The organism is Porphyromonas sp. C0026D3 (assembly GCF_056590775.1).
Genome location: NZ_JBWPWU010000001.1, coordinates 169,618 through 183,269, shown reverse-complemented (window position 1 = coordinate 183,269; position 13,652 = coordinate 169,618). Strand labels below are relative to the sequence as shown.

The 13,652-nt window shown below is 52.6% G+C and carries 8 protein-coding genes; 3 read left to right on the top strand and 5 right to left on the bottom strand.

Features of this window, described 5'->3' with window-relative positions:
• Positions 1–139 precede the first annotated feature (139 nt).
• The 3 genes from AC1EK1_RS00760 to AC1EK1_RS00750 all read left to right on the top strand — a co-directional run bounded on the left by AC1EK1_RS00760 (position 140) and on the right by AC1EK1_RS00750 (position 5,057).
• On the top strand, positions 140–1,291 hold the full coding sequence (locus tag AC1EK1_RS00760) for a 1-deoxy-D-xylulose-5-phosphate reductoisomerase (RefSeq protein WP_480305146.1): 1,152 nt from the start codon (positions 140–142) through the stop codon (positions 1,289–1,291).
• 62 nt (positions 1,292–1,353) lie between these two features.
• Positions 1,354–2,670 (top strand): RIP metalloprotease RseP, encoded by a 1,317-nt coding sequence (gene rseP, locus AC1EK1_RS00755; RefSeq protein ID WP_480305145.1) that lies wholly within the window; start codon positions 1,354–1,356, stop codon positions 2,668–2,670.
• Positions 2,667–5,057 (top strand): endonuclease MutS2, encoded by a 2,391-nt coding sequence (locus AC1EK1_RS00750; protein ID WP_480305144.1) that lies wholly within the window; start codon positions 2,667–2,669, stop codon positions 5,055–5,057. The genes rseP and AC1EK1_RS00750 overlap by 4 nt, the downstream gene beginning before the upstream one ends.
• A gap of 94 nt (positions 5,058–5,151) precedes the next feature.
• On the opposite strand, the gene rpmH is transcribed toward AC1EK1_RS00750, so the two are convergent.
• The 5 genes from rpmH to carA form a co-directional block, all read right to left on the bottom strand.
• On the bottom strand, positions 5,152–5,304 hold the full coding sequence (gene rpmH, locus AC1EK1_RS00745) for a 50S ribosomal protein L34 (RefSeq protein ID WP_072518754.1): 153 nt from the start codon (positions 5,302–5,304) through the stop codon (positions 5,152–5,154).
• Positions 5,305–5,786: 482 nt separating this feature from the next.
• Entirely contained in the window at positions 5,787–6,512 is a 726-nt protein-coding gene (gene pflA, locus AC1EK1_RS00740; protein WP_480305143.1) for a pyruvate formate-lyase-activating protein, read from the bottom strand.
• Positions 6,513–6,534: 22 nt separating this feature from the next.
• On the bottom strand, positions 6,535–8,754 hold the full coding sequence (gene pflB / locus AC1EK1_RS00735; RefSeq protein ID WP_480305141.1) for a formate C-acetyltransferase: 2,220 nt from the start codon (positions 8,752–8,754) through the stop codon (positions 6,535–6,537).
• 595 nt (positions 8,755–9,349) lie between these two features.
• Positions 9,350–12,571, bottom strand: coding sequence for a carbamoyl-phosphate synthase (glutamine-hydrolyzing) large subunit (carB, locus tag AC1EK1_RS00730; RefSeq protein WP_480305140.1), 3,222 nt, complete (start codon positions 12,569–12,571; stop codon positions 9,350–9,352).
• A complete protein-coding gene (gene carA, locus AC1EK1_RS00725; RefSeq protein WP_480305139.1) occupies positions 12,568–13,650 on the bottom strand; it encodes a glutamine-hydrolyzing carbamoyl-phosphate synthase small subunit in 1,083 nt (360 codons plus the stop codon). The genes carB and carA overlap by 4 nt, the downstream gene beginning before the upstream one ends.
• Positions 13,651–13,652: the final 2 nt, after the last annotated feature.

Sequence of the window (13,652 nt, the reverse complement as noted above, 5' to 3'; positions counted from 1 at the left end):
GTTGTTGTCTACGAAATGAAACTTCTGACAAATGGGTACCTTTGCAGTGCGTTTGCCAAGTGGAAGCGCAAAGCGAGGGAGAAAAGTGTGGTCTCAGACGACCACTGCTTTTGTACGAATGACATGTAGAGCCAAGGATATGAAACAAAGAGCCATCACCATACTCGGAAGCACAGGATCTATAGGTACTCAGGCACTTGATATCATTGCGCAACACCCTGATGAGCTACAGGTCCATGCTCTGGTGTGTGACAAAAATATTGAATTGCTGGCCCAGCAAGCCAAAGTCTATCGACCACGACTGGTGGTCGTGAACGATATATCTCGGTACAAGGATCTACGACGATTGCTCAAGGATACCGAGGTGGAGGTGCGTTGCGGTGCTGAGGCGATTACGGATGTGGCCGGTGATCCGGACGCAGACATGGTCCTTACGGCTATGGTAGGGTTTGCCGGTTTGGCTCCAACGATCCGTGCGATAGAGAGCAACCGTATGATTGCCCTAGCCAACAAGGAGACGCTTGTCGTTGCCGGAGATCTAATCACGCACTTGGCCAAAGAACACAGTGCCATCATTTTGCCGGTGGACTCAGAGCACTCAGCTATCTACCAGTGCTTGCGAGGTGAGCGTATCCAGGAGTTGAAAAAAATCTATCTGACAGCCTCAGGAGGTCCATTTGTAGACTTTACGCCCGAGCAACTCTCAGGTGTTAAGCCGGATCAGGCGCTGAAGCACCCCAAGTGGAAGATGGGGCAAAAGGTAACTATCGACTCCGCCTCTCTCATGAATAAGGGGCTGGAAATGATAGAGGCGCACCACCTCTTTGGTGTCGAGCCGGAGAATATCGAGGTACTGGTGCACCGGCAAAGTATTATTCACTCAATGGTGGGATTTGCGGACGGTACAGTCAAAGCTCAGCTGGGACTTCCGGATATGCGGATCCCGATAGCCTATGCCCTGACCTATCCTAGGCGCAGAAGCACCTCTGTGAAATTGCCTACCATTGGCGATTGGACCAACTTGACATTTGAGCAACCACGGCTGGAGGCATTCCCTTGCCTTGGATTGGCGTACGAGGCTCTCAACACCGGCGGAACCGCCCCCTGCGTGCTCAATGCAGCCAATGAGGTGGCGGTGCATCGTTTCTTGATGGGGGAGGTTGACTTTATGGACATTCCACGCATTATCCGTGATGTCCTCGACAGAACCTCTACGCGAAATGCCACATCCATAGAGGTCTTGGTGGCTATGGATACAGAGGCTAGACGCTTGGCACGCGAGTGGCACTGAGCCGACTCGAGTGCGTAGACAAACAACGACATCTTTTATTTTACTTAGAACAACCTGTCTGAATGGATCTAATCATACGTTTTTCGCAGCTTTTGCTGTCACTGACTATTCTCGTCTTTATCCACGAGTTGGGGCACTTCCTTTTTGCCAAATCCTTTGGAATGCGGGTGAGCAAGTTTTACTTGTTTTTTGATCCTTGGTTTTCATTGTTTCGCTTCAAGCCCAAAGGGAGTGATACCGAGTATGGTATAGGGTGGTTACCCCTAGGTGGCTACTGCTCGATAGACGGGATGGTGGATGAGCGACTTGCGGTAGAGGGCATGGAAAGCGAGCCCGAGCCATGGGAGTTTCGGTCCAAGCCGGCTTGGCAGAGACTGCTGGTAATGATTGCCGGTGTGCTCTTCAACGCCATCCTGGCCATGCTGATCTACGGAGGTATCGCCTATACGTGGGGCACAGACCATATCCCGATGCGTAATGTGGGGACAGCGCTCACCTATACCAGTGTCGGCCATCGTATGGGGCTTGAGGATGGTGACTTGCCGGTGGCTGTCGACGGCTCTCCCATAGAGTACTACAATGGAATGTTGATCCAAAAGATCGCCGATGGCAAGGTGCTGACAGTCTTGCGTCATGGTGAGGAGATCGAAATCCCGGTACCCGTGGATATGGTACAGGCGACATTGGCCTCAGACTCAGCGTTCATGTACCTCACTCTACCCGCTGTGGTGGATCGGGTGTTGCCCGGCTCCAATGCCGAGCAGGATGGCTTGCAAAAAGGCGATCGAGTGGTCGCCCTCAATGGTATGCCGGTTGGGGGACTGCAGGAGTTGTTGCCGGACATACAGGCAAGTCGGGGAGACTCTATCCGGCTGACGGTATTGCGTGATGGTGAGGAGATGGTTTTGCCGACTTTGGCAGATGTGGACAAGGGGCTTGGTGTGGCGTTTGGCTCCCCCTCGGAGGTGTTGGGTGTCGAGCATCGTACCTACTCGCTCCTGGAGTCCGTACCGGCCGGGGTGTCCGAGGCCTATCAGCAGTTGGTCGGATATACCGGACAGCTGAAGTATTTGGGTACGAAAGAGGGGGCAACGAAGCTGGGGGGATTTGGAACCCTTGGCAGCCTTTTCCCTGCCGGGTGGGATGCGCGTGCCTTTTGGTCAATGACGGCTTTCATATCGGTGATTTTGGCGGTGATGAATCTCCTCCCTATCCCCGGGCTGGATGGTGGCCATGTCTTTTTTCTGCTCCTAGAGATTGTCCGTGGCAAGCCGTTGTCACTGAAGTGGCAAACACGCCTTCAGATCATAGGCATGGTCTTGCTGGTTGCTCTTTTCTTCTACGCAAATATCCTGGATATATTTAGGTTCTTGCTATGAGCAGACCTGTCGGTTGCTTCCCGTCCGACCTTGAGACTCGGCTTGGCTTTGATGTCGTCCGGGAGCGTCTCAAGGGCTTTTGCAACAACGAGATCAGTCGCTTCTTTGTCGACCAAATGGCCTTCGTCAGCTCTCCGGCTACTCTGGGCTCTCTGCACGACCAGCTCCGAGAGATGCAGAGACTCCGCACGCAGAACGAACTGCCATACTTTGGTTTCCCGCCCTTTAGAGATCAGCTCAAAGGACTTCGTCCTGCCGGATCTGTCCTGAGTCTGGAGGGGCTTGTGACGGTCCAAAAAGTCCTTGCCACCACCTATGCATCCCAGCAAATCGACTTCTCTGACTGCCCACTGATTCAGTCCATTGTAGACCGGATGGACAGTCTGCCGGATATTCGTCGCCGTCTGCACAACCTGATTGATGAAGAGGGAAATGTGAAAGACACGGCATCGTCCTTGCTCAGGACCCTTCGTCAGGAGCGACGGAGTCTGGAGAGCTCGGTCGGCAGCACCATGGACAGTATCTTGCGTGAAGCGAGACGAGCCGGATGGGTGGATCCTGATGCCACACCGGTGTTGCGTGACGGGCGTCTCCTATTGCCGGTAATCCCGCATGCCAAAAAAGAGGTGGGCGGGATAGTCCACGCAGAGTCTGCGACAGGGCAGACGCTATTCATGGAGCCGGAGCGGGTCGTGGCGATCAACAACCGCATTAGGGAGACAAAAGCGGAAGAAAGACAGGAGATCAATAGGCTCTTGAGAGAGTTTTCGGATCACTTGCGCCCATACTCGCGTACGCTCCAAAACAATGCCACTGCTCTTGGACAGCTGGATTTTTTGTTTGCTAAAAGTCTCTTGGCAGATGCCTATGACGCTATTGTCCCCGCCATAAGCACCGATCCGATGACTATGGAGTGGTGGAAGGCCAGGCATCCTCTCTTGGAGGAGCATCTCCGCAAAGTCGGTCGAGAGTTGGTCCCCCTGGATATCCGTCTCACAGATGCTGAGCGGATCTTGGTGATATCGGGCCCCAATGCCGGCGGAAAGTCGGTCGCACTCAAGACGGTTGGACTACTGCAGTACATGCTGCAGTGTGGATTGGCCGTCCCGATGCAAGGTCACAGCATTTGCACGCTATTTGCAGGTGTTTTGTTGGATATAGGAGATCAGCAATCCATGGAGGATGACCTGAGTACCTACTCCAGTCACTTGCAAAATATGAAGTACTTTGTCAGCCATGTCGCCCCCGACACGTTGGTGCTGATCGATGAGTTTGGCAGCGGCACGGAGCCCATGATAGGTGGAGCCATCGCAGAGGCTTTGCTCGAAAAGTTTCGGCAGGAAAAGACCTTTGGCGTCATCACGACTCACTACAGCAATATCAAAGACTACACGACGCGCCACGAAGGCTTGGTCAATGGTGCCATGCTCTTTGATCGTCAGCGCATACAGCCCCTTTACCAGCTTTTTATTGGACAGGCAGGGAGCTCTTTTGCCGTTGAGATCGCACGATCGATTGGCTTGCCCAGAGAGATACTCGACTATGCCTCTGACTTGGTTGGATCCGACTACATGCAGCAGGACAAGTATCTGCAGGACATCATGCGGGATAAGGCGTACTGGGCACGCAAGCGACTCGAGGTGAAAAAGCTAGAGCGTCGCCTGCAGGACTCCAACGAACGACTGGACGAAAAGCTGTCGGGTATTCACGAAAAGCGTCAGGATATTATCTCCAAAGCCGAGCGACAAGCTCTTGACATTTTGTCCTCGGCCAACGCCACCGTGGAGCGCACCATACGAGATATCAAGACCACCAACGCAGACAAGGAGCGCACCAAGCAGGCGCGACAGAAGCTGGAGCAAAAGCGTGAGAAACTTAGACAAAAAAGTGTGGCTCAGTCCCACAAGCGCGCGGAGCCTTTGGCCCCCAAGGCTCCGATTCGTGTCGGTGACAGGGTCCGGCTTGAGGATGGCAACACGGTGGGTGAGGTGTTGGGCGTGGACGAGGGCAAGGCTCAAGTGCGTCTCGGAATACTCACCATGTGGATCCCGTTGCAAAAACTTCGAGCCGCTCAGGAGCCGACGACGGAGATCCAGAAGCGTACACCTACAGTGATTACGGAGCAACAAGATGAGCGACGCAAAAACTTCAAGCCCCAGCTGGACTGTCGTGGTATGCGTGCCGACGAAGCTCTGCAGCAGGTCACGCACTTTGTGGACGATGCCATCCGCTACGGGTACTCCCCTGTCCGCATTCTGCACGGCACCGGTACCGGAGCCCTTCGCCTAGCTATCCGCGAGCTCCTCTCCGGCAATCCCCGAGTCGCCGGCTACCACGATGAGCATGTTGATTTTGGCGGTGCCGGTATCACCGTCGTGGAGCTGTAGTCGGGCCGTAGTGTCGCTATACAAAAGCAAAAGCCACCGAGACTGCTGTCCGGTGGCTTTTTATATTTTCAGGAAAAGTCGTGGTGTGCTCGGCTTATCCGTTGTACTCGTCAGATACGGTTAGCTTAGCTCTACCTTTGGCACGACGAGCTGCCAGTACACGTCTACCGTTGGCTGTCGCCATACGGGCACGAAAACCGTGCTTATTCTTTCTCTTGCGGTTGGAGGGCTGATACGTTCTTTTCATCGCTCTATGATTCTATATTTCTTATCTTGTTTTTTTGAGTGTTCTGCTCGTTGGTGCCTATGTGTGGGCTCTATTGTTCGGCAAAGGTACTATAAATTCATCACTTTCACAAGTTTGTTATTTCTCCCGGAGAAAAAGATGGCAGGGTCGGAGGAAAAGTTTGTCTTGTCCAAGATAAAGATCAAATCACATAGTGATTTCTTGAAATCACTATGTGATCTGAATAAATCACAATGTGATCTGAATAAATCACATAGTGATTTTTTGTTTTTCGTGCGGAAGAAATAGTTTGTGAGTACATAGGGATGACTTTGTAGCCTTGACTTTTGGGTTTTACTTGTTGATATTGAGGTTGAGGTGGAGTGACCAAAAAGGGTGAGCTTTCTTGCGATTGCTCACCCGTTGTCCTTATTTGTCTTTTTGCTCTTGTCTGCGGCTTGTGTGCGGTGTTCGGGGATTGGGAGGTGTGGTCTTGATCGTGCTTATTGTGTCCAAACGTTGGGGAAGTATTTCTCAAACTCTGCGGATAGCCGATCTACCTCTTCAGGTGTGTGCTCTTTGGTCCCTTCGAGGAGGTATGGCCAGCCCATTGCCTCGTATTTGTGCACCCCATAGGTGTGGTAGGGGAGTACTTCGACGCGATCGAGGTTTTTTAGGTCTCTGTAGGTTTCACCGATCAGCCGGATATCCTCGGCGCTGTCGTTTCGTCCGGGTACCATCACGCACCTAAGTCGCACCGGGATGTTTGCCTCCTCCAAGTACTTGGCGGTACGCAAGACTTGGTCGTTGCGGTGCTTGGCCAGTGCCAGATGTTTTGCCGGACTGACCCCTTTGACATCGAGTAGCACCATGTCGGTGTACTCCAGCAGCCGTCGCACGTCGTCATTCATTATGGAGCCGTTGGTGTCGACTACGATATGGATGTTGTTTGCTTTTAGCTCCTGAAAGACTTCCAGGAGCTCTGCCGCTTGGAGTAGTGGTTCGCCCCCACTGAATGTCACGCCGCCTCGTTTCCCAAAGAAGGCTTTTTCGCTGACGGCGCGTCGGACGATCTCTGACTTTTCGACCAATCGTCCAGCTGTCCTCGAGATGGTGTCCGGGTTGGCGCAGTAGTCGCACTTGAAGTTGCATCCCTGCAAAAAAACGACGAGCCGGAGCCCCGGCCCGTCGAATGTTCCCATGGATTCGAAAGAGTGAATTCGGATCATATAGGTCTTTTGTCGTAGGGGGTTATCTCATGCGCTTGTGGAAGCTTCTGGAGATGACCTCGAGCTGATGCTCACGGCTCAGCTGTACAAAGTTCACCGCATACCCCGATACACGGATTGTTAGCTGTGGGTAGTTGGCTGGATTTTCCATGGCGTCCTCGAGTGTTTCCTTATTGAGGACGTTCACGTTGAGGTGGTGAGCGTTTTTGTAGAAGTAGCCGTTGAGCATGCCTACCAGGTTCTCGATCTGCTCTTGTCGGTTGGAGCCGAGAGAGTGGGGTATGATACTAAAGGTATTGCTGACCCCATCGAGGGAGTCTTTGTAGTCGATCTTGGATACCGATGAGAGTGAGGCGATAGCTCCGGTCATATCTCGGCCGTGCATGGGATTGGCTCCGGGCGCAAAGGCGACCCCTTTGGCACGTCCGTCGGGGGTGGCTCCGGTCTTTTTGCCGTACATGACGTTGGAGGTGATGGTGAGGATTGATAGGGTCGGCTCGGCGTTTTTGTAGACGGGGAGTTTCTTTAGCTCGTTGGAGAAGTAGTGTACCACTTCTTTGGCGAGTAGGTCCACTCGGTCGTCGTCGTTGCCGTAGCAGGGGTAGTCGCCCTTTGTGTCAAATCCGATGGTGAGTCCTTCGTCGTTTCGTAGTGCGGTGACCTTGGCGTACTTGATTGCGGAGAGGGAGTCGGCTACGATCGAGAGGCCGGCTGCTCCGTAGGCAATGTTGATCTTGGGATCTGTGTCGATGAATGCCATCTGTGCCTTTTCGTAGTAGTACTTGTCGTGCATGTAGTGTATGATGTTCATCGCATCATTGTACACACGTGCGATCTCGACGAGGACTTTTTTGTAGTTGGCTACGACCTCATCGTAGTCCAGTACATCGCTCTTGAGGGGCTTGATGCCTTTTACCATCAGTGTGCCGGTGTTTTCGCATCGTCCTCCATTGATGGCGAGGAGTAGTGCTTTGGCTAGGTTGGCTCGTGCGCCAAAGAACTGTATTTGCTTGCCGATCTCCTGGAATGACACACAGCAGGCAATACCGTAGTCGTCGGACCGGCGGGTGTTTTGCATCAGGTCGTCATTCTCGTACTGGATGGAGGAGGTGTCGATGGATACTTGGGCGCAAAACTCCTTGAAGCCTTCCGGCAGATCTTGTGCCCATAGGACGGTGAGGTTGGGCTCGGGTGATGGTCCAAGGTTGTAGAGTGTCTGTAGGAACCTAAACGAGGTTTTGGTCACCTTGTGACGCCCGTCGGCCAAACGACCACCGATGGACTCGGTTACCCAGGTGGGGTCGCCGGCAAAGATTTCGTTGTACGATGCCATGCGGAGGTGGCGTACCATACGTAACTTCATCACAAATTGGTCGATCAGCTCTTGTGCAAAAGTCTCATCGATCTTGTTGTGCTCTAGGTCGTACTGGATGTATATATCGAGGAATGACGAGACGTTGCCTAGTGACATGGCGGCTCCATCCTGCTCCTTTACGGCTGCAAGGTAGGCCATGTAGACCCACTGTACTGCTTCTTGGGCAGACTCGGCAGGGCGGCTCAGATCCAGTCCGTACATCTCGCCAAGTACCTTGATCGCTTTGAGGGCTTTGATCTGAGCTGTGACTTCCTCTCTCAGCCTAATGTTGTATTCGGTCATTGGGCCGGTGATGGCATCGAGGTCTGTTTGCTTGCCTTCGATCAGGCGATCCAGGCCATAGAGGGCCAAGCGACGGTAGTCTCCGATCAGTCGTCCTCGTGCGTAGTTGTCGGGCAAGCCGGTGAGAAAGCCCAGTGAGCGAAAGCTACGGATCTCGGGCGTATATGCATCAAACACACCATCGTTGTGTGTCTTGGCGTAGTGGGTGAAAATCTCAATCACTTTGGGAGAGAGCTCCACACCATTTTCCTTGCAAGCCTTTTCGACTACGCGCACTCCTCCGTAGGGCTTGATTGCACGGCGGAGTAGTTCGTCGGTTTGGAGCCCGACGATCAACTCATGCTCGCGGTCGATGTAGCCGGCCGCATGTGAGGTGATGGTAGAGATGGTCTCGGCATCGATGGAGCGGACACCGTTGTTGGCGCGCTCTTCTTGGATGGCATCGAGGCAGAGTTGCCACAGCTTTTTGGTTCGCTCAGTGGGGCCTTGTAGAAATGAGGCATCACCGTCGTAGGGGGTTATGTTGTTGAGAACAAAGTCTCGCACATTGATTCCGTCGTTCCAGAGTCCGTTTTTGAAGTCCATAGGCGTGTACAATGTTGATTTTTATAAAAGGTGTTTTGAATAAGGTTCGGATGGTATTAGGTATAAAGCAAGGACAATTAAGCCCCGTTTTTGCAATACAAAGATAGCAAAATAAACTATTATCAACAACTCTTTCGCAAAAACTTCCACTCTGTTTTGCAATTTGAGGATGTGTGCAAAGTGCTTTCTCTCACATTGCCCTAGGAGTGGCAGGCGTTGTATGATGAATGGCATGCTCTGTATTGGATAGAGGGGGGATGCTGTTTTTTCTTTTATCCGTCTAATCGGGTGCTTCTATCCGTGAAAGGTTTTGTTTCTATCCGTGAAACCGATCGCTTCTATCCGTGAAACTTTTTCGTCTGTACAACATGCAGATACTTAGTGACTTATCTTTGACCTAAAACTTTGCCAAAAATGAGGTCCAAAACGGCCTACTTTATTTGCCTGAGCCGGTCTTTTTTTTGAGGCAGATATCACCCTCTATATAGGTGCTATGCGATTGATCAGCCGAGTAGCCGATCAATCGCATAGTATCTGTGGGGGAGATGGTTCTCCGGCTTTTGCGCTATCGGGAGTTGCGCAAGGTGTGTGCCGGCTAGAACTCCTGCCAGGGGTGAAGTTGCATTTGATCCAAATCGATGGAGCAGAACGCATCTATAAAGGCTGCCGCCAGTCGTGCATTGGTAACCAATGGGGTGTTGGTGTCTATGGCGGCTCTTCGGAGTTTGTATCCATTGGTGAGCTCTCCCGGTGTGAGGTTTTTGTTGATGTTGATGACGAGGTCTACGGTGTGGTTGTGGACGAGGTCAAGGGCTTGGGGAGCTCCCTCTTCGCTAGGCCAGTGGCAGAGGGTGTTTTCGATACCGTTTTCGGTAAGGAAGTGTGAGGTCCCTTGTGTCGCATAGATGCGGTACCCTTTTTTGATCAACTGCCGTGCTGGCTCCAGTAGTGTGACTTTTTGTTTCGCACCTCCTGTGGACATGAGGATCCCTTTTTGGGGGATGCGCTGTCCGACGGACAGCATGGCTTGCAGGATGGCCTCTTTGGGGTTTTCTGCGATGCAGCCGACCTCTCCGGTGGAGGTCATGTCAACACCTAGTACCGGATCTGCTCGCTGTAGGCGAGAAAATGAGAATTGTGAGGCCTTGACTCCCACATAGTCTAGGTCAAATACACTCTTGTGGGGGATTGTGTAGGGGGTGCCCAGCATGATCTTGGTCGCAAGGTCGATGAGGTTGACCTTGAGGACTTTGCTGACGAATGGGAATGAGCGTGATGCCCGGAGGTTACACTCGATGACGAGGATCTCATTGCCTTTGGCCATGTACTGGATGTTGAATGGTCCACTGATATTGAGCCGCTTGGCGATTTGCTTGGTGATCTTTTTGATCCTACGTACAGTCTCGACATAGATCTTCTGTGCGGGAAACTGTATGGTCGCATCTCCGGAGTGTACTCCGGCAAACTCAATGTGCTCGCTGATGGCATAGGCGATGAGCTCGCCCTTGTCTGCAACAGCGTCCAGCTCAATCTCCTTGGCCTCTTCTATGAATGAGGATACGACCACGGGGTGTTTTTGGGAAACATTGGCAGCTAGTTTTAGGAAGCGGTGCAGCTCATCTTGGTTGGAGCAAACATTCATGGCGGCACCACTGAGTACATAGGATGGACGTACCAGGACAGGGTATCCTACCTCGTCTACAAATGCTGTGACGTCCTCCATGGTGGTGAGTTCGCGCCATGCCGGTTGGTTGATCCCCAGCTCGTCCAACATGGCTGAGAACTTGTGTCGATCCTCGCAGTGGTCGATATTGGTGGCTTGTGTGCCTAGGATAGGGATGCCTACTTGGTCCAGCTTGACGGCAAGGTTATTGGGGATCTGCCCTCCTGTGGAGAGTATGGTCCCAAAGGGTTGCTCAAGCTCCATGATGTCCTGTACACGCTCAAAGGTGAGCTCGTCGAAGTAGAGACGATCCGAGAGGTCGTAGTCGGTGGAGACGGTCTCGGGGTTGTAGTTGATCATGACGGACCTGTACCCCTCTTGGCGTATGGTCTGGAGTGCACTGACACCGCACCAATCAAACTCCACGGAGCTACCAATCCGGTAGGCACCGGAGCCAAGGACGACGACACTCTTGCCGTCTCGCTCAAAGGTGACATCGTGCTTTTGGCCGTCGTAGGTGAGGTAGAGGTAGTTGGTCTGTGCGGGGTACTCTGCGGCAAGTGTATCGATCTGTCGTACGACCGGAGTAATCCCCAGCTCTTTTCTCCTCCTCCGGACTTCTGCCTGGGCTTCGTCCAGATCATCCAGGGTGTGTTTGAAAATCGCACGTGCGATCTGGAAGTCGGAGAAGCCCTGTACTTTTGCCTGACGCATCAGGTCGGGTGTTATCTCGCTTATTTGGGACAAGGCTTCGAGGCTTTCGGCTGTCTCTACGATGTTGCGTAGCTTGTAGAGGAAGAATTTGTCGATCTTGGTTAGGTCGTGGATTTGATCCACGGTGTAGCCGGCTCGGAAGGCTTTGCTGATCACAAAAATACGATTGTCGGTAGGCTCTCGTAGAGCTTTGTCTATGTCGGGGATGACCAGCTCTTTGTTTTCGACAAATCCGTGCATGCCTTGGCCAATCATCCGGAGTCCTTTTTGGATTGCTTCCTCGATGGTGCGACCGATGGACATGATCTCGCCGACAGACTTCATGCTGGAGCCGATCTCTCGAGAGACGCCCTGAAACTTGCTGAGGTCCCATCTCGGAATCTTGCAGACTACGTAGTCCAGTGCCGGCTCAAAGAGAGCAGAGGTTGTCTGTGTCACGCTATTGTGCAGCTCGTGCAGACCATATCCCATACCGAGCTTTGCGGCCACAAAGGCAAGCGGGTATCCGGTTGCCTTGGAGGCGAGAGCCGAGGAGCGACTGAGGCGAGCGTTGACCTCGATGACCCGGTAGTCTTCGCTCTGGGTGTCAAGTGCGTATTGGACGTTGCACTCTCCCACAATACCGATGTGTCGGACGATACGTATAGCAATGTCTCGGAGTTTTTGGAATTCGGAGTTGGTAAGGGTCTGTGACGGTGCAATAACGATGCTCTCCCCGGTGTGTATACCCAGGGGGTCAAAGTTTTCCATGTTGCAGACGGTGATGCAGTTGTCGTAGGCATCTCGCACCACTTCGTACTCAATTTCTTTCCATCCCTTGAGGCTCTTTTCGACCAACACTTGTGGTGAGAAGGAGAAGGCTTTTTCGCACAGAGTGTTGAGCTCCTCTTCGTTGTCACAAAAGCCACTACCCATGCCCCCCAGTGCATAGGCGGCACGAATGATGACGGGGTAGCCTAGCTGCTTGGCGGCCCGTCTGGCGTGCTCGATATCCAAGCAGGCTTCGCTGGAGATGGTATGTACTCCGATTTCGTGCATTCGTTCGTTGAAGAGTTCGCGGTCTTCGGTGTCTTTGATTGCCTGAACGGGAGTCCCCAGCACTTCAATCCCGTATTTTTCAAAAATCCCCTTTTCGTACAATGCGACTCCGCAGTTGAGGGCCGTCTGTCCGCCAAAAGCGAGCATGATGCCATCGGGACGCTCTTTTTTGATGATCCGCTCAATGAAGTAGGGGGTTACGGGTAGGAAGTAAACGGTGTCGGCAATCCCCTCGGAGGTCTGTACTGTGGCGATGTTGGGGTTGACAAGTACGGTGTGGATCCCTTCTTCTTTGAGTGCTTTGAGAGCTTGTGATCCGGAGTAGTCAAACTCACCGGCTTCGCCGATTTTTAGTGCGCCGGAACCTAGTAGTAGGACTTTTTGGTATTTCTTGATATTCATGAGTTGAGGAGCTTGATGTAGTCGTCAAAAAAGAATTCTGTATCCATTGGGCCACCGTGGCACTCTGGGTGAAACTGTACCGCAAAGTACTTCCCGGACTCGTGTATGATGCCTTCGTTGGATCCGTCGTTTAGGTTTTCGAAATAGGGACGCCAGCCGGAAGGTAGGGTGTCACTGTCGACTGCAAAGCCGTGGTTTTGACTAGTGATGAAGCAATGATTGGTACCACATAGGCGTACCGGCTGATTGCTTGATCGGTGCCCAAATTTCATCTTTTTTACCTTGGCCCCTATTGCCAAGGCCATGATCTGGTTGCCCATGCAGATGCCTCCTATGGGCTTGATGCCTGCGTCAATGACTTGGCGTACACGGTCAATGAGTGTGGTACAGTGCATGGGATTGCCCGGACCATTGCTGATGAATACCCCATCATAGTCGAGGGTCGTGAAGTCGTAATCCCATGGTACTACAGTGAGGTCTACCTGGCGTTGGAGGAGCATCCGGATGATGTTTTCTTTGGCACCACAGTCCACCAGGACGACACGTTTGCCTCCCGGGTGGGGAAAGTGAAGCACCTCACGGGTAGAGACTTTTGCGACAAGATTTACTGTGTCGGGGTGAAAGAAGTCAACATCCCGGTCATCTACGATGATTTTCCCTACCATTGGCCCATGGTCGCGCAATTCTTTGGTGAGCTCTCTGGTGTCAATCCCGGAGAGTCCGACAACTCCGTGGCGTTTTAGTCCTTGGCTAAGGGACTCTACGGCATTCCAGTGGGAGTACGTGTCGGTGTAGTCGTGCACAATGAGCGCCAAGGGGTGTAGTGTGGGGCTCTCAAGGTAGAGGGGTAGGCCGGTGTCGGGATCTGCTTTTTCGGATGGCAGACCGTAGTTGCCAATGATGGGGTAGGTGCAGACAAGCATTTGACCCTCATATGATGGGTCAGAAAGCGACTCCGTATAGCCGGTCATGCTTGTATTAAACACCACTTCTCCACTTACGCATTTCTCGGTTTCTCCGAAGAGGACCCCTTCGTACACGCTTCCGTTTTGTAGGAGGAGCTTACCTTTCTTTTTCATGG

What these genes read in the sequence shown, in the direction of transcription:
- AC1EK1_RS00750 (WP_480305144.1), top strand. Translation starts at nt 2,667, where the DNA reads ATGAGCAGACCTGTCGGTTGCTTCCCGTCCGACCTTGAGACTCGGCTT.
- rseP (WP_480305145.1), top strand. Translation starts at nt 1,354, where the DNA reads ATGGATCTAATCATACGTTTTTCGCAGCTTTTGCTGTCACTGACTATT.
- AC1EK1_RS00760 (WP_480305146.1), top strand. Translation starts at nt 140, where the DNA reads ATGAAACAAAGAGCCATCACCATACTCGGAAGCACAGGATCTATAGGT.
- rpmH (WP_072518754.1), bottom strand. Translation starts at nt 5,304, where the DNA reads ATGAAAAGAACGTATCAGCCCTCCAACCGCAAGAGAAAGAATAAGCAC.
- carA (WP_480305139.1), bottom strand. Translation starts at nt 13,650, where the DNA reads ATGAAAAAGAAAGGTAAGCTCCTCCTACAAAACGGAAGCGTGTACGAA.
- pflB (WP_480305141.1), bottom strand. Translation starts at nt 8,754, where the DNA reads ATGGACTTCAAAAACGGACTCTGGAACGACGGAATCAATGTGCGAGAC.
- carB (WP_480305140.1), bottom strand. Translation starts at nt 12,571, where the DNA reads ATGAATATCAAGAAATACCAAAAAGTCCTACTACTAGGTTCCGGCGCA.
- pflA (WP_480305143.1), bottom strand. Translation starts at nt 6,512, where the DNA reads ATGATCCGAATTCACTCTTTCGAATCCATGGGAACATTCGACGGGCCG.